This is a genomic window from Pseudomonas sp. NFACC05-1, from assembly GCF_900100135.1.
In the GTDB taxonomy this organism is placed as follows: Bacteria; Pseudomonadota; Gammaproteobacteria; order Pseudomonadales; family Pseudomonadaceae; genus Aquipseudomonas; species Aquipseudomonas fluorescens_Q.
Map to the genome: position 1 here is coordinate 26516 of NZ_FMTR01000010.1, position 17139 is coordinate 43654.

At 59.3% G+C, this 17139-nt stretch carries 14 protein-coding genes and 2 tRNA genes; 1 reads left to right on the plus strand and 15 read right to left on the minus strand.

Features of this window, described 5'->3' with window-relative positions; genetic code table 11:
- Positions 1-119: 119 nt before the first annotated feature.
- The 11 genes from infB to rlmE form a co-directional block, all read right to left on the minus strand.
- The gene (infB, locus tag BLO97_RS16535; RefSeq protein WP_063322981.1) at positions 120-2639 is read right to left on the minus strand and encodes a translation initiation factor IF-2; all 2520 of its coding nucleotides are present in this window, start codon (positions 2637-2639) and stop codon (positions 120-122) included.
- Between the two features lie 27 nt (positions 2640-2666).
- Positions 2667-4148, minus strand: coding sequence for a transcription termination factor NusA (gene nusA / locus BLO97_RS16540; protein ID WP_003177868.1), 1482 nt, complete (start codon positions 4146-4148; stop codon positions 2667-2669).
- A 59-nt stretch (positions 4149-4207) separates the two neighbouring features.
- Positions 4208-4666, minus strand: coding sequence for a ribosome maturation factor RimP (gene rimP, locus BLO97_RS16545; RefSeq protein ID WP_013692254.1), 459 nt, complete (start codon positions 4664-4666; stop codon positions 4208-4210).
- A gap of 140 nt (positions 4667-4806) precedes the next feature.
- A tRNA-Met gene (locus BLO97_RS16550) sits at positions 4807-4883 on the minus strand.
- Positions 4884-4980: 97 nt separating this feature from the next.
- Positions 4981-5066 (minus strand) — tRNA-Leu (locus tag BLO97_RS16555).
- A gap of 21 nt (positions 5067-5087) precedes the next feature.
- Positions 5088-5471: a preprotein translocase subunit SecG gene (gene secG, locus BLO97_RS16560; RefSeq protein ID WP_003197714.1), complete on the minus strand. Its 384-nt coding sequence runs from the start codon at positions 5469-5471 to the stop codon at positions 5088-5090.
- 4 nt (positions 5472-5475) lie between these two features.
- Positions 5476-6231, minus strand: a complete 756-nt coding sequence (gene tpiA / locus BLO97_RS16565) for a triose-phosphate isomerase (protein WP_063322982.1) — start codon at positions 6229-6231, stop codon at positions 5476-5478.
- A 66-nt stretch (positions 6232-6297) separates the two neighbouring features.
- On the minus strand, positions 6298-7635 hold the full coding sequence (gene glmM, locus BLO97_RS16570; RefSeq protein WP_063322983.1) for a phosphoglucosamine mutase: 1338 nt from the start codon (positions 7633-7635) through the stop codon (positions 6298-6300).
- A gap of 16 nt (positions 7636-7651) precedes the next feature.
- On the minus strand, positions 7652-8503 hold the full coding sequence (gene folP, locus BLO97_RS16575) for a dihydropteroate synthase (RefSeq protein WP_063322984.1): 852 nt from the start codon (positions 8501-8503) through the stop codon (positions 7652-7654).
- A gap of 8 nt (positions 8504-8511) precedes the next feature.
- A complete protein-coding gene (ftsH, locus tag BLO97_RS16580) occupies positions 8512-10422 on the minus strand; it encodes an ATP-dependent zinc metalloprotease FtsH (RefSeq protein ID WP_072341069.1) in 1911 nt (636 codons plus the stop codon).
- Between the two features lie 192 nt (positions 10423-10614).
- On the minus strand, positions 10615-11265 hold the full coding sequence (gene rlmE / locus BLO97_RS16585; protein WP_060739222.1) for a 23S rRNA (uridine(2552)-2'-O)-methyltransferase RlmE: 651 nt from the start codon (positions 11263-11265) through the stop codon (positions 10615-10617).
- Positions 11266-11371: 106 nt separating this feature from the next.
- On the opposite strand from rlmE, the gene BLO97_RS16590 reads away from it, so the two are divergent.
- A complete protein-coding gene (locus BLO97_RS16590) occupies positions 11372-11680 on the plus strand; it encodes a YhbY family RNA-binding protein (RefSeq protein ID WP_003197704.1) in 309 nt (102 codons plus the stop codon).
- A 10-nt stretch (positions 11681-11690) separates the two neighbouring features.
- Here BLO97_RS16590 and BLO97_RS16595 read toward each other — a convergent pair whose 3' ends face one another.
- The 4 genes from BLO97_RS16595 to carA all read right to left on the minus strand — a co-directional run bounded on the left by BLO97_RS16595 (position 11691) and on the right by carA (position 17066).
- Positions 11691-12095, minus strand: coding sequence for a hypothetical protein (locus BLO97_RS16595; RefSeq protein ID WP_063322987.1), 405 nt, complete (start codon positions 12093-12095; stop codon positions 11691-11693).
- 28 nt (positions 12096-12123) lie between these two features.
- Positions 12124-12600 (minus strand): transcription elongation factor GreA, encoded by a 477-nt coding sequence (gene greA / locus BLO97_RS16600; RefSeq protein ID WP_027911987.1) that lies wholly within the window; start codon positions 12598-12600, stop codon positions 12124-12126.
- A 2-nt stretch (positions 12601-12602) separates the two neighbouring features.
- Complete coding sequence (gene carB / locus BLO97_RS16605; protein ID WP_063322988.1) at positions 12603-15824, minus strand: carbamoyl-phosphate synthase large subunit; 3222 nt, start codon at positions 15822-15824, stop codon at positions 12603-12605.
- Positions 15825-15929: 105 nt separating this feature from the next.
- Positions 15930-17066, minus strand: coding sequence for a glutamine-hydrolyzing carbamoyl-phosphate synthase small subunit (carA, locus tag BLO97_RS16610; RefSeq protein ID WP_063322989.1), 1137 nt, complete (start codon positions 17064-17066; stop codon positions 15930-15932).
- Between the last annotated feature and the right edge of the window lie 73 nt (positions 17067-17139).

Below are 17139 nucleotides of genomic sequence, written 5' to 3' on the forward strand. Positions count from 1 at the left end.
GTCTGAAAGCGGCAAACGCCCGGCCTGGCAAAAGCCAGACCGGGCGTTGCATTTAGAGTCCGCCAACCAGGCAGTGCATGTTCATGCGGCTGCCCGGTGCGGCTCTTGAAGTGCGCGAGTCAGAGGCTGCGAGCAACCTGGACCTTCTCGAAGACTTCGATCTTGTCGCCGACCTTGACGTCGTTGTAGCTCTTGACGCCAATACCGCATTCCATGCCGGCACGTACTTCGGAAGCGTCATCCTTGAAGCGGCGCAGGGATTCCAGCTCGCCTTCGAAGATCACGATGTCTTCACGCAGTACACGGATCGGACGGTTACGGTGAACGACACCCTCGATCACCATGCAACCAGCGATCGCGCCAAACTTCGGCGAACGGAACACGTCGCGAACTTCGGCCACGCCCAGGATGTTCTCGCGAACATCACTGCCCAACATGCCGGTCAGGGCTTTCTTGACGTCTTCGATGATGTCGTAGATCACGTTGTAGTAACGCATATCCAGGCCTTCCTGCTCGACGATCTTGCGAGCACCAGCATCGGCACGCACGTTGAAGCCGAACAGTACAGCGTTGGAGGCCAGTGCCAGGTTGGCGTCGGATTCGGTGATACCACCAACACCACCACCGACCACGCGCACTTGCACTTCGTCGTTACCCAGGCCGTTCAAGGCGCCGTTCAACGCTTCCAGCGAACCACGGACGTCGGATTTGAGGACGATGTTGAGCGTCTTCTTCTCTTCCTGGCCCATGTTCTCGAAGATGTTTTCCAGCTTGCCGGCGTGAGCGCGAGCCAGTTTGACTTCGCGGAACTTGCCTTGACGGAACAGAGCCACTTCACGGGCTTTCTTCTCGTCAGCCACAACGCTCATCTCGTCGCCAGCATCCGGGGTGCCGTCCAGGCCGAGGATCTCGACCGGGATAGCCGGGCCGGCTTCCTTGATGGACTTGCCGTTCTCGTCGAGCATGGCACGTACACGGCCGTAGTTCGAACCGACCAGCACCATGTCGCCTTGGCGCAGGGTACCGTCTTGAACCAAGACGGTCGCAACCGGACCACGGCCCTTGTCGAGGCGCGATTCAACAACCACACCACGGCCAGGAGCCGAAGGCGTAGCGGTCAGTTCCAGAACCTCGGCTTGCAACAGAACGGCTTCGAGCAGTTCGTCAACGCCGGTACCCATCTTCGCCGAGACCGGAACGAATGGAGTGTCGCCACCCCACTCTTCGGAGGTCACGCCGTGGACCGACAGTTCGCTGCGGATGCGATCGAGATCGGCGCCCGGCTTGTCGATCTTGTTCACTGCAACCACCAGCGGCACGCCAGCTGCCTGGGCATGCTGAACGGCTTCGATGGTTTGCGGCATCACGCCGTCGTCCGCTGCAACCACCAGGATCACGATGTCGGTCGCCTTGGCACCACGGGCACGCATCGCGGTAAACGCGGCGTGACCCGGGGTGTCGAGGAACGTCACCATGCCGCGGTCGGTTTCAACGTGGTAGGCGCCGATGTGCTGGGTAATACCGCCAGCCTCACCTGCCGCAACCTTCGCACGACGAATATAGTCGAGCAGGGACGTTTTACCGTGGTCAACGTGGCCCATGACGGTCACGACCGGTGCACGGGAAACCGCCTCACCTTCAAACTTCAGGGACTCGGCCAGGGAATCTTCCAGGGCGGTGTCGCTGACCAGGGTCACTTTGTGGCCCAGCTCTTCAGCAACCAGTTGGGCAGTTTCCTGGTCCAGTACCTGGTTGATGGTGGCTGGCGTACCCAGCTTGAACATGAACTTGATGATTTCAGCAGCCTTGACCGACATCTGCTGGGCCAGATCGCCCACAGTGATGGTCTCGCCGATCTTCACTTCACGCACGACAGGGCCGGTAGGGCTCTGGAAACCGTGGGCGTTGCGTTTCTTCAGCTTGGCCTTGCCGCGACCGCCACGACGGAAGCCGTCGCTTTCTTCGTCGGTGGTACGTGGCGCAACGCGTGGCGCTGGTGCCTTTTCCTTGACCGAAGCACGATGAGGCGCGTTCTTGCGCTCGCCATCGCCGCTGCCACGACGGTTGTCGTCGGCACGTGGCTTGTCGGGGCGACGCTGTTCGTCGCGCTTGCGAGTGTCGGCTGGAGCCGGAGCCGCAGCCACGACTGGAGCGGCTTCGCGCACAGGCTCGGCTACCGGGGCAACAGCCTCGACGGCTTCTACCGGAGCAGCTTGCGCAGCAGCAGGCTGGCGACGCGCTTCTTCTTCGGCGCGACGCTTGGCTTCTTCTTCAGCCTTCTGACGAGCAGCATTTTCTACTGCGCGACGTTCTTCCTGTTCGCGTTTGCGCTCGGCTTCGATTTCTTCCGGGCTGCGCTGTACGAAGACTTTCTTCTTGCGTACTTCAACGCTGATGCTTTTGCTACCGGCAACACGCAGGGTGCTGGTGGTTTTACGCTGCAGAGTGATCTTGCGCGGTTCTTCCACTTTCGCCTTGTGACTGCTCTTCAGGTGAGTCAGCAGGGACTGCTTCTCACTGTCGGTCACATGTTCCTCGGCGGCGGTGTGCGGCAGACCTGCCTCACGCATCTGCTGCAACAGGCGCTCTACCGGTGTTTTGACCTCATCGGCCAGTTGTTTCACCGTGACTTGCGTCATGCACTTCTCTCCTCAGGCCGCGCCTAATTACTCGAACCAGTGGGCTCGGGCGGCCATGATCAACTTGCCGGCACGATCATCGTCAATGCCGTCGATGTCGAGCAGATCGTCAATAGACTGCTCGGCCAGGTCTTCGCGGGTAATTACGCCGCGCACCGCCAGTTCCATCGCCAAATCCTTGTCCATGCCCTCAAGCGAGAGCAGGTCTTCGGCCGGATGGGCGTCTGCCAGCTTTTCCTCAGTAGCGATGGCTTTGGTCAACAAACGATCCTTGGCCCGAGCGCGAAGCTCGTTGACGATCTCCTCGTCAAAGCCGTCGATGTTGAGCATTTCCTCCACCGGTACGTAGGCAATCTCTTCCAGGCTGGTAAAGCCCTCATCCACCAGCACCTGCGCCAGCTCTTCATCGACTTCAAGCTCTTCGATGAAGTTGCGCAGGATGTCGCCGGTTTCAGCTTGCTGTTTAGCCTGGATGTCCGATTCGGTCATCACGTTCAGGGTCCAGCCAGTCAACTGGCTGGCCAGACGTACGTTCTGACCACCGCGACCGATGGCCTGAGCCAGATTGTCTGCGCCAACGGCGATGTCCATGGCGTGGGCATCTTCGTCGACGATAATTGCCGCCACTTCAGCAGGCGACATGGCATTGATCACGAACTGAGCCGGGTTGTCGTCCCACAGGACGATGTCCACACGCTCGCCGCCCAACTCGCCGGATACGGCCTGGACACGCGAACCACGCATGCCGATGCAGGCACCTTGCGGGTCGATGCGCTTGTCCTTGGAGCGGACCGCGATCTTGGCACGCGAACCCGGATCACGGGAGGCGGCCATGACTTCGATCAGGCCTTCGGCAATTTCCGGCACTTCGATGCGGAACAACTCGATCAGCATTTCCGGCGCGGTACGCGACAGGATCAACTGTGGGCCGCGGTTCTCGGTGCGGATTTCCTTGAGCAGCGCACGCAAACGCACGCCAACCCGGAAAGTTTCGCGAGAGATGATGTCTTCGCGAGCCAGCAACGCTTCGGCGTTGTTGCCCAGGTCGACGATCACGTTGTCGCGGGTCACTTTTTTCACGGTGCCGGAGATGATTTCCCCCAGGCGCTCGCGATAAGCGTCGACGACTTGCGCGCGCTCGGCTTCGCGAACTTTCTGCACAATAACCTGCTTGGCAGTCTGTGCAGCGATGCGACCGAACTCGATGGACTCGATTTTTTCTTCTACTACATCACCGACCTTGGCGCCCGGATGCGTTTCTGCAACCTTGCTCGGCCAGGTTTCGATAGCCGGATCATCCAGGTCGGCTTCCTCGACCACCGTCCAGCGACGGAAAGTCTCGTAGGCACCGGTGTGGCGATTGATTTCCACACGCAAATCAACTTCGTCTTCAAACCGCTTCTTGGTAGCAGTGGCCAGAGCCAGCTCCAGCGCTTCAAAAATAACGTTAGCCGGTACGCCCTTTTCATTGGATACCGACTCAACAACCAGCAGTACTTCTTTGCTCATCGTACGCCTCGCCTTTCGCAAGCCATTGGATCCGCGGGATCCGCAGTATCTGGCACGTATCAGTCAAAACTGGGAATAATGTTGGCCTTGTCGATCATATCGATCGGCAACAGGAACTCATGGTCATCTACCTGCACCACGACGTCCTGCTCTTCTACACCGCGCAGAAGGCCTTGGAAGTTGCGTCGACCTTCGAAAGGCGAGCGCAGCTTGATCTTCACTTGTTCACCGGCAAACGAAGCGAACTGTTCAAGTGTGAACAGGGGGCGCTCCATGCCAGGCGAGGAAACTTCAAGGGTGTATTCGGAGGTGATTGGATCTTCAACATCCAGTACACCGCTGATCTGACGGCTGACGATGGCGCAATCATCCACCAACACGCCGCCTTCCTTATCGATATAAACGCGCAACAGTGAGTGGCGACCTTGAGCCGAGAACTCAATACCCCAGCATTCATAGCCAAGGGCCACGACCACCGGGGCCAACAAGGCCTGCAACTGTTCTAGCTTGCTCGACACCTGAACCCCCTCGTGCATGTTTGTGCATGCTGTGCAAATAAAAAAAAATGGGCGAATCGCCCATCCCTGAAACGCCGTCGAACAGCGGCGTTATAAAGTGTCCAGCTAACAAAAAGCCCCTTGGAAGGGGCCCCTGAAACTGGTTGCGGGAGCCGGATTTGAACCGACGACCTTCGGGTTATGAGCCCGACGAGCTACCAGACTGCTCCATCCCGCGACAAAGCTGGGGCGGAAGTATACGACCGATCCTTTACAGGGTCAATGTAACCCTTCCACCTACAAGAAAGCCCGCAATCGCGGGCTCTCCTGATAATTGGTACCGAGAAGGGGACTCGAACCCCTACACCCTATGGGCACAACCACCTCAAGGTTGCGTGTCTACCAATTCCACCACCTCGGCAATACAGCGTTTGAAACCTTCTTACTTCTGCTCTTGAGCTGGAGGTACGTCAGTCGCCGGGTTGGCCGACTTTTGCTCTTGAAGCACCGGGACATCATCAGAAGCCGGTTGTTGCTTAGGCGCTTCCAGTACCGCTGGGTTTGGCAAACCTACTTGAGTCAGCTCATGAGCTTTCTCTTTAGCAAAGTAACCTAACCCTAAGCTGGTCATGAAGAAACCGGCGGCAAGTATAGCAGTAAACTTACTAAGAAAGGTAGAGGAACCTTGGCTTCCGAACACAGTATTTGAAGCACCTGCACCGAAAGACGCACCAGCATCCGCACCTTTACCCTGCTGCAGCAATACGAGGGCAACTACACCCAGTGCACCCAGCAGATGAAAAACGACTACGACTGTTTCCAGCATTTTTTCAGTTTCCCGCGGCGCGACAGATCGCACCGAACTCATCTGCATTCAGGGACGCTCCACCAATGAGCCCCCCATCGATATCCGGCATGCCGAACAGTTCGGCCGCATTGGCCGCCTTCACGCTGCCGCCGTATAGAAGCCGCACACCTCGTGCCACTTCAGAATTCTCTGCCGCCAACTGCGCGCGGATGGCGGCGTGCACATCCTGCGCCTGTTGCGGCGAAGCCGTCAGCCCGGTACCAATGGCCCATACCGGCTCGTAGGCAATGACTGCCTTTGCAAAAGCATCGACACCCAGCTCTTCGATGATGCCACCCAGCTGACGCCCGACAACTTCAAGAGTCTTTCCGGCCTCGCGCTGCTCCCGGGTTTCCCCTACACACAGCACCGGGATCAGACCACAGGCCTGGGCCGCAGAAAATTTGCGAATCAGGGCCTTATCCTGCTCGCCCATGATCTGGCGACGCTCGGAATGTCCAATCAGGACCAGGGAACAACCCGCATCCACCAACTGACTCGGCGCAATCTCACCGGTCAACGCACCCTGCATGGATTCCACCGCAGAGTTCTGCGCGCCGACCGAAATCGACTTACCTTTCAAGCCATCAACCACTTGATTGATATACAAGCAAGGCGGGAACACCGCGACATCAACACCGCTAGGCAAGGCCAGATGACGAAGGCCCTTGATCAGCTCAGCGACGCTGGCGCGGGTACCGTGCATCTTCCAGTTACCAGCTACCATAGGGCGACGCATGCTGTACCTCGTCGGTCAAAGTGGGCGCAGATGTTACCCAACCGATTCATGACTGGCAAGCCGAATTCAGGCAGAAACTTCAGTAACCAGTTTTGCCAGCTCTTCGGCATAACCGCGAACTTGCGCTTCATCCTCTCCTTCGACCATGACGCGCACCAAAGGCTCTGTGCCGGACTTGCGCAACAACACGCGCCCACGCCCCGCCATCGCCTGCGTCACATGCTCACTGGCCTGCTTGACCTTCGCATGCTCGAGAGGATTCACACCGCCACCGAAACGCACGTTGATCAACACTTGCGGGCATTTGCGCAATGCCTGGCGCGACTGTGCGAGCCCTTCGTTACGCGCCTTGAGCGCCATCAGCACCTGCAAGGCTGCAATGATCGCATCGCCCGTGGTGGTATGGTCGAAGCATACGATGTGGCCGGAGTTCTCACCCCCGATCACCCAGTTACGCTCCAGCAGCTCCGAGATCACGTAGCGGTCACCCACGTTAGCCCGCACGAACGGGATATCCAGGTCCGCCAGGGCCAGTTCAAGCCCGAGGTTGCTCATCAACGTACCGACAACGCCGCCCTGCAGCTTGCCGCGTCCATGCAGGTCACGGGCGATGATGAACAGCAGCTCGTCACCATCGACAACCGTGCCGGTGTGATCGACCATCAGGACCCTATCACCGTCGCCATCGAAGGCGATCCCGAGATCGGCCTGCTCAGCCAGTACCGCAGCCTGCAACGCCTCGGTATGGGTGGAGCCACAGTTATGATTGATGTTCAGGCCATTAGGCTGGGCGGAAAGCACCACCACCTCGGCGCCCAACTCGCGAAAGACGCTCGGCGCAACTTTATAGGTTGCCCCATGGGCGCAATCGACGACGATTTTCAGGCCGGAAAAACTGGTACCGGTCGGCACACTGCCTTTGCAGAACTCGATGTAGCGACCCGACGCATCGTTGATCCGCGACACTTTGCCGATTTTGCTCGACTCAACCACAGTCATCGGCGTGTCCAGCAGCTCTTCGATCATCAGCTCGATATCATCCGGCAGCTTGGTACCCTGGCCGGAGAAGAACTTGATGCCGTTGTCATCATGAGGGTTGTGCGAGGCGCTGATCACGATGCCTGCCTGGGCCTGGAACGTACGCGTCAGGTAGGCAATGGCTGGCGTCGGCATCGGGCCAAGCAGCATCACATCGGCGCCCGCCGATGTCAGGCCGGCCTCGAGTGCCGATTCGAACATGTAGCCGGAAATTCGCGTGTCCTTGCCGACCAGCACCTTGCACGCGCCCATTTTGCGAAATGCCATGCCGGCCGCCCAGCCGAGCTTGAGCATGAAATCAGGGGTAATAGGGTATTCGCCGACCCGACCACGAATACCGTCGGTGCCAAAGTATTTCTTGCTCATAAGTGCTCCGTCATTCTTATTCGGCTGAATCCACAGCTGCGATCATCCGCACGACATCCATCGTTTCGGCTACATCATGCACGCGCAATATGCGTGCACCTTTGGCAAGGGCCAAGGCCGCAAGGGCGAGACCGCCATATAGGCGCTCACCCACCGGGCGGCCCAAGGCATTGCCTATCATGCTCTTTCGCGAGACCCCAACCAACAGGGGCCGCCCCAGGGAATGCAAGGCTTCCATATGCTTGAACAAGCTCAGGTTGTGAGCCAGGGTCTTGGCAAAGCCGAACCCGGGGTCAAGAATGATCCGCTCGGCGGGAATGCCCGCGGCGGCGCACCGATCCAGACGCTCCACCAGGAACTCACCTACCTCCCTGGTCACATCATCATAGTGCGGGTCATTCTGCATGGTCCCCGGCTCGCCAAGCATATGCATCAGGCACACCGGCAATCCGGTGGCCGCCGCCGCGTCCAGGGCACCATCGCGCCGCAAGGACCGAACATCATTGATCAGGCCCGCCCCCAGCCGCGCAGTCTCACGCATGACCGCAGGCGTGGACGTATCGACCGAGATAATGACATCAAGTTCGCGATGGATGCGCTCGACAATCGGCGCCACTCGCTCCAGCTCTTCAGTAGGCGAGACCGCACGTGCGCCCGGCCGGGTCGATTCACCACCCACATCGATCAGCGTTGCGCCCTCAGCCACCATGGCCTCGGCATGTCGCAGCGCAGCATCGAGCTGGCTGAATCGACCACCATCGGAAAAGGAATCAGGCGTGACATTGAGAATACCCATGACATGCGCATGGGCCAAATCAAGAACCCGGTTGCCGCAAGGCAACCGGGTCGAGGACTGAACAGAAGTCATTTCAAGCCTTAGACATCAGCGGCCGGACCGCCAATCGGTGTTTCCGGACGCTCACCCTGTACTGCCGGAGGTGTACCGGAGGTGCCAGTACCACCCGACCAGTCACGAGGCTCGCGAGGTACGCGACCCGCCATGATGTCGTCGATCTGCTCGGCATCGATGGTTTCGTACTTCATCAGCGCATCGGCCATGGCATCGAGCTTGTCACGGTTGTCCGTGAGAATCTGCCGGGCTGTGCCGTAGCACTGGTCGATGATGCTGCGCACTTCGGAATCGATCAGCTTGGCCGTTTCGCCAGAGAAGCTAGCATGCTGGCCACTGCCACCACGACCGAGGAACACTTCCCCTTCTTCTTCGGCATACATCAGCGGCCCCAGTTTCTCGGACAGGCCCCACTTGGTAACCATGTTCCGAGCGATCTGACTCGCGCGCATGATGTCGTTGGATGCCCCGGTGGTCACGCCATCGAAGCCCAACGTCATCTCTTCGGCGATACGACCGCCGTACAACGAACAGATCTGACTGATCAATGCACGCTTGGACAGGCTGTAGCGATCCTCTTCCGGCAGGAACATGGTCACGCCCAGGGCGCGACCGCGCGGGATGATCGAGACCTTGTAGACCGGATCGTGCTCGGGCACGACACGACCGACGATCGCGTGACCCGCCTCGTGATACGCGGTGTTCTGCTTTTCTTTCTCCGACATGACCATGGATTTGCGCTCAGCGCCCATCATGATCTTGTCCTTGGCCAGTTCGAATTCCTTCATTTCCACGACGCGCTTGCCGGTACGAGCGGCGAACAGCGACGCTTCGTTGACCAGGTTCGCCAGGTCGGCACCGGAAAAGCCCGGCGTACCACGCGCGATGACTGCAGGAGCGACGTCGTCACCCATTGGCACCTTGCGCATATGGACCTTGAGGATCTGCTCGCGACCACGAATGTCCGGCAGCCCCACCACGACCTGGCGGTCGAAGCGACCTGGACGCAACAGCGCAGGGTCGAGCACGTCAGGACGGTTGGTGGCGGCAATCACGATGATGCCGTCGTTCATTTCGAAACCGTCCATCTCGACCAGCAACTGGTTGAGGGTCTGTTCACGCTCATCGTGACCGCCACCCATGCCGGCGCCACGATGGCGACCCACGGCGTCGATCTCGTCGATGAAGATGATGCACGGCGCGTGTTTTTTGGCCTGTTCGAACATGTCGCGAACACGACTGGCGCCCACGCCGACGAACATTTCGACGAAGTCGGAACCGGAAATCGTGAAGAACGGCACCTTGGCTTCACCGGCGATCGCCTTGGCCAGCAAGGTTTTACCCGTACCCGGTGGGCCCACCATCAGTACGCCGCGCGGGATACGACCGCCCAGGCGTTGGAACTTGCCCGGATCACGCAGGAACTCGACCAGCTCGCCGACTTCTTCCTTGGCTTCATCGCAACCCGCGACGTCGGCCAGGGTGGTTTTCACCTGGTCTTCGGAAAGCAGCCGGGCCTTGCTCTTGCCAAAGCTCATCGGCCCGCCCTTGCCTCCTCCGCCGCCCTGCATCTGGCGCATGAAGAACATGAACACGGCGATGATCACCAGGATCGGGAAGCTGGCGACCAGGAGCTGGGTCCAGATGCTTTGCTGCTCAGGCTGCTTGCCTTCGACCACGACATGGTTGTCCACCAGGTCGCCGATCAAGCCATTGTCCTGGATTGCCGGACGAATGGTCTTGAAGCTGTCGCCATCGGTGCGCTTACCGGTAATCACATAGCCATCAACGGCTACGCGCTCGACCTTGCCATCCTTGACCTGCTGGATGAAGTCGGAATAGTTGAGGGTCTGCGGCTCGTTAGGGCTGGAGAAGTTGTTCATCACGGTCACCAGGACAGCGGCGATGATCAACCACAGGATCAGATTCTTTGCCATATCGTTCAATTAACTACCCTCTGAAGCAAGCTCCGCTACTGGCGCGCGCTTCGCATGATATTCACCGGCCTAACTTACTACATTACCTACGACTCTGGCAGGCGCCGTCTGTAACCCTTTGTGAAACTTTGGCCGGGTAATTTTCGTTACACGGCTTTTTCAACGCGAGACAAAAAAAACTATCGCCTTCTATCAAAGACGCTCATCACTGGCCGCACCTTCAACACCACGAAAGCCCCGCGCCAGCAGATACTGTTCGCGAGAACGGTCACGGGATGACAATGGCTTGCGCATCTGCACCTTGTCGAACAATTTGCGGATGCCCTTGTGGTATTCGTCGAAGCCTTCACCCTGGAAGACCTTGATCAAAAAATCACCACCTGGACGCAAAACCCGCCCGGCAAGATCCAGGGCCAGCTCGCTGAGGAACATTGCACGAGGCATGTCGACAGCCGCCAATCCACTCATATTGGGGGCCATATCGGAAATCACAAGGTCAACCTGCGTATTTCCGACGGCTTCCAGGATTTTCGCCAACACGGCGTCTTCCGTGAAATCGCCCTGGATAAAGGTCACATCAGGGATGCTGTCCATTTCCAGGATATCGGAAGCGATCAAGCGGCCCTGACCGCCAATCAGACGACTGGTCACCTGGGACCAACCGCCCGGTGCCGCGCCGAGATCGATCACGGTCATGCCTGGACGGATCAGGCGATCCTTTTCCTGGATCTCCAGCAATTTATAGCTGGCGCGAGAGCGATAGCCGTCTTTTTGCGCCATTTTGACGTACGGATCGTTGAAATGCTCTCTGAGCCAGTTCTGGCTAGTCTTGGAACGGGCCACGGGCCACCTCTAAAAATAAAACGGGTCGTGATTAAGTGGGCGGTCCCGGACTTGCTCGGGTAAACTGGCCGCCGCTTTTTACAAGATCAGACGCAGGGGTCAGATTATGCCGCTCACTCAAGAGCAGAAGAAACAATACAAATCCATTGGCCACCATCTGAAACCGGTTTTGACTGTGGCTGACAACGGTTTGACTGAAGGTGTACTCGCCGAACTGGAGCGCGCCTTGAGCGATCACGAGCTGATCAAGATCAAGCTCAACATCCTCGACCGCGAAGCCCGCCTGGCTGCCGTTGCCGAACTGTGCAAGACCGGCAAGGCCGACCTGGTGCAGGTCATCGGCAAGATGGCGCTGATTTATCGCAAGAATTTCAGCGTCAACAAGCAACTGTCGAACGTTCACCGCTTCAAGTGATGCCAAAGGGTCAAGGGTGTGCCTCGCACACCCTGCCACTCCACCCGGGAACCGGCTGCAACACCAGCACCAACCCGGAAAAACCCAGCACCAGGTAACTGAATGCCTGCCACTGGCTCGCATCCGGCCAGCCGAGACGCACCGCGAAGAACATCCCGCACGCGTACAACGACATGAGCAACAATTGCCCACGAATGTCGCGCCATAGACTGGCAAGGCCCTCGGCCTGAACCAGCACCAAAGCCTGAAATATTACGCACGCCGCGGAGAAACCCACCAGCAGCGCCGTCAGCATGCCTGCGATTTCATCGATGAGCAGCGGTGCCAGGCCGACTCGACCCAGCACCGGCAGCAAACCGACATGCAACAACCAGACGCCGCCCACCCACAGCATCTGGGTGAGCTGCCAGATCATGGCGCCCGCTCGCAGCGGGCGCCTTCGTTCAGATGTGACGGACTTCGACAATCTCATACTCGATGACACCACCCGGCGTCTTCACCACCACCACATCGCCCTCTTCCTTGGCAATCAAGGCGCGAGCGATGGGCGAACCAACGGAAATCTTGCCGAGCTTGATGTCTGCCTCGTCCTCACCAACGATCTGGTAAGTGACGCTTTCATCGGTCTCGACGTTGGCGATTTCCACGGTAGTGCCAAAGATCACCTTGCCAGTGTGCGGAATCGTCGTGACATCGATGATCACCGCATTCTGCATGCGACCTTCGATATCACGGACACGCGCCTCGACCATCCCCTGCTCCTCTCGGGCAGCGTGGTATTCGGCGTTTTCCTTGAGATCGCCCAGCTCACGCGCTTCACCAATAGCCTGGCTCAAGCGCGGGCGCTCGACCTTGGTCAGGAAAGCGTGTTCTTCTTCCAGGGCCTTCGCGCCCTGAACTGTCATCGGGTACTTGGTTATGCTCATGCCTTCAATCCTGCATGTAGATCCTGCAAGCGACGCACGGTCTTCTCGGGACCGAACTTGAGCGCTTCGCAGATCGCTTCGCCCGCAGCAATGGTCGTGGTGCAGTAGATCTTGTGCTGCAGCGCATTGCGACGAATGGAGTAGGAATCGGCGATCGACTGGCGACCTTCGGTGGTGTTGATGATCAGCGTGACTTCGTCATTCTTGATCATGTCGACCACGTGCGGACGCCCCTCGGTCACCTTGTTCACGCGGCGCACTTTCAGGCCTGCCGCTTCGATCAGCCTGGCAGTACCGGCAGTGGCGACCACTTCGAAGCCCAAGTTGATCAGATCACGGGCTACGCCTGCAACCAGTGGCTTGTCGTCATCACGCACGCTGATGAACGCCGTGCCGCCAGTCGGCAACACTTCGCTCGCGCCCATCTGGGCCTTGGCAAAGGCTTCACCGAAGGTATCGCCCACGCCCATCACTTCACCGGTGGACTTCATCTCAGGGCCGAGGATCGGGTCGACGCCAGGGAACTTGGCGAACGGGAACACCGCCTCTTTCACGCTGTAGAAGTTCGGAATGATTTCCTTGGTGAAATTCAGTTCCTTCAGGGTTTTGCCGGCCATGACCCGTGCAGCGATCATCGCCAGGGAAACACCGATGCACTTGGAGACGAATGGCACGGTCCGGGAAGCGCGCGGGTTGACTTCGATGACGTAGATGTCTTCGCCCTGCAGGGCCAGTTGCACGTTCATCAGACCGACAACGCCCAGCTCCAGGGCCATTTTCTTGACCTGCTCGCGCATCTCGTCCTGGATGTGCGCCGGCAGCGAGTAAGGCGGCAGCGAGCAAGCGGAGTCACCGGAGTGAACACCGGCCTGCTCGATGTGCTGCATGATCGCGCCAATTACCACATCCTTGCCGTCGCTGACCGCGTCCACGTCCATTTCGATGGCGCAGTTGAGGAAGTGGTCCAGCAGCACCGGGCTGTCGTTGGACACCTGGACCGCTTCACGCAGGTAGCGCTTGAGCTCGTCTTCCTGATAGACGATTTCCATCGCACGGCCGCCCAGCACATAGGACGGACGCACCACCAGCGGGTAACCGATCTTGGCCGCGGCACGAATCGCTTCGTCTTCGCTGCGCACGGTGGCGTTTGGCGGCTGGCGCAGGTTCAGGCGCTCGACCATCTGCTGGAAGCGCTCACGGTCTTCGGCGCGGTCGATCGCATCCGGGCTGGTACCGATGATCGGCACGCCGGCGGCTTCCAGGGCACGGGCCAGTTTCAACGGGGTCTGGCCGCCGTACTGGACGATCACGCCTTTTGGCTTCTCGACGCGGACGATTTCCAGCACGTCTTCCAGGGTCACTGGCTCGAAGTACAGGCGATCGGAGGTGTCGTAGTCGGTGGACACGGTTTCCGGGTTGCAGTTGACCATGATGGTCTCGTAACCGTCGTCGCGCAGGGCCAATGCCGCGTGTACGCAGCAGTAGTCGAACTCGATGCCCTGGCCGATCCGGTTAGGACCGCCACCCAGGATCATGATCTTGTCGCGGGTCGATGGCGCGGCTTCGCACTCTTCTTCGTACGTGGAGTACAGGTAGGCGGTGTCAGTGGCGAACTCGGCCGCGCAGGTGTCGACGCGCTTGTAGACCGGGAACACTTCCAGCTTGTGGCGATGTGCGCGCAAGCTCTTCTCGGTCACACCCAGCAGCTTGGCCAGGCGCATGTCGGAGAAGCCTTTGCGCTTGAGGCGGAACATGGTGTCGCGGTCGATGCTGGACATGCCCAGGGTCTTGACCTTCTCTTCTTCCTTGATCAGATCTTCGATCTGTACCAGGAACCAAGGGTCGATCATGTTCATGCCGAAGATCTGCTCGACGGTCATGCCGGCACGGAAGGCATCGGCCACGTACCAGATACGCTCGGCGCCCGGCACGGTCAGCTCGCGCTTGAGCACGCTCATGCTTTCCGGATCAGCCAGGTCCAGCTTCGGATCAAGACCGCAGACGCCCACTTCCAGGCCGCGAAGGGCTTTCTGCAAGGATTCCTGGAAGGTCCGGCCGATGGCCATGACTTCACCGACCGACTTCATTTGAGTCGTCAGGCGGGCATCGGCCTTGGCGAACTTCTCGAAGGCGAAGCGTGGCAGCTTGGTGACGACGTAGTCGATGGACGGTTCGAAGGATGCCGGGGTCTTGCCGCCGGTGATGTCGTTCGACAGCTCGTCCAGGGTGTAGCCCACGGCCAGCTTGGCAGCTACCTTGGCAATCGGGAAACCGGTGGCCTTGGAAGCGAGGGCCGACGAACGGGATACCCGCGGGTTCATCTCGATGACCACCATGCGACCGGTGTTCGGGCAGATGCCGAACTGGACATTGGAGCCGCCGGTTTCCACGCCGATCTCGCGCAGTACCGCCAGGGAGGCGTTACGCAGGATCTGGTATTCCTTGTCGGTCAGGGTCTGGGCTGGTGCGACGGTGATCGAGTCACCAGTGTGCACGCCCATCGGGTCGAAGTTTTCGATGGAGCAGACGATGATGCAGTTGTCCTTTTTGTCGCGGACAACTTCCATTTCATATTCTTTCCAACCGATCAGGGATTCGTCGATCAGCAGTTCCTTGGTCGGCGACAAGTCGAGACCACGAGCGCAGATTTCTTCGAACTCTTCACGGTTGTAGGCGATGCCGCCACCAGTGCCGCCCATGGTGAAGGACGGACGGATGATGCACGGGAAGCCAAGGCGTTCCAGGACGGCGTTGGCCTCTTCCATGCTGTGGGCGATGCCCGAGCGTGGGCAGTCCAGGCCGATGGATTTCATCGCCTTGTCGAAGCGCGAACGGTCTTCGGCCTTGTCGATGGTGTCGGCGTTGGCGCCGATCATTTCCACACCGAACTTCTCCAGGACGCCTTCGCGCTCCAGGTCCAGGGCGCAGTTCAACGCGGTCTGGCCACCCATGGTCGGCAGCAGCGCGTCCGGGCGTTCCTTCTCGATGATCTTGGCAACGGTCTGCCACTTGATCGGTTCGATGTAGGTGGCGTCGGCCATGGCCGGGTCGGTCATGATGGTGGCCGGGTTGGAGTTCACCAGGATGACGCGGTAACCCTCTTCGCGCAGGGCTTTACAGGCCTGGGCGCCGGAGTAGTCGAATTCGCAGGCCTGGCCGATCACGATCGGGCCAGCGCCGAGAATCAGGATGCTTTTTATGTCTGTACGTTTTGGCATGGGTTTGTCACTCAAATCCGCAGGTCAGTCGGCTAGGCCGTCGAACAATCTTTGAAGCGCCCGAAGGGGCCGCCGCGCTCGGGGCCGCCCTCGGGCTTCTCGCGGTCAGCGTCGCTTGGCCATCTCGCTGATGAAGCGATCGAACAGCGGGGCCACATCGTTCGGGCCCGGGCTCGCTTCAGGGTGGCCCTGGAAGCTGAACGCGCTCTTGTCGGTACGCTCGATACCTTGCAGCGTGCCGTCGAACAGCGACTTGTGAATCGCGCGCACATTGGCCGGCAGAGTGGCTTCGTCCACCGCGAAACCGTGGTTCTGGCTGGTGATCATCACCACGCCGGTATCCAGGTCCTGCACGGGGTGGTTGGCACCGTGGTGGCCGTGGCCCATCTTCAAGGTCTTGGCGCCTGAAGCCAGAGCCAGCAGCTGGTGACCGAGGCAGATACCGAATACCGGGATCTCGGTTTCCAGCACGTCCTTGATCGCCTGGATCGCATAGTCGCAAGGCTCCGGGTCACCCGGGCCGTTGGACAGGAACACACCGTCGGGCTTGAGGGCCAGGACGTCGGCGGCCGGGGTCTGGGCCGGCACCACGGTGACGCGGCAACCACGCTCGACCAGCATGCGCAGGATGTTCAGCTTGACGCCGTAGTCGTAGGCCACGACGTGGTAAGGCAGCTCGGAAGCCTCGATCGTCGCGTGACTGTCGGTCTTCAGGTCCCAGACCGTGGAGCGCCATTCGTACTGTTTCTTGGTGCTGACGACTTTCGCCAGGTCCATGCCCTTGAGGCCAGGGAAGCCCTGGGCAGCAGCGATGGCGGCTTCTTCGGAAATGTTGTCGCCGGCCATGATGCAGCCGTTTTGCGCGCCTTTTTCCCGAAGGATGCGGGTCAGGCGACGGGTGTCGATACCGGCGATCGCCACGACGTTGTTGGCTTTCAGGTAATCGGACAGGGACATCGTGTTACGCCAGTTGCTCGCTACCAGCGGCAGATCACGGATGACCAGGCCGGCGGACCAGACACGGTCAGACTCGGCGTCTTCCGGCGTGGTGCCGGTGTTGCCGATGTGCGGGTAAGTCAGGGTAACGATTTGTTGGGCGTAGGAAGGATCGGTAAGAATTTCCTGATAGCCGGTCATTGCGGTGTTAAACACCACCTCACCAACGGTCTGACCGTCGGCTCCAATGGCTTCGCCGCGAAAAATGCTGCCATCAGCAAGGGCGAGTATGGCTGGCTTAGTCAAGAAGACCTCCCGTAAATAAAGCCTGAAAGGGCGATCGCAGGTTGTAAAAAAGCGGAGTGACGTATGGACACGT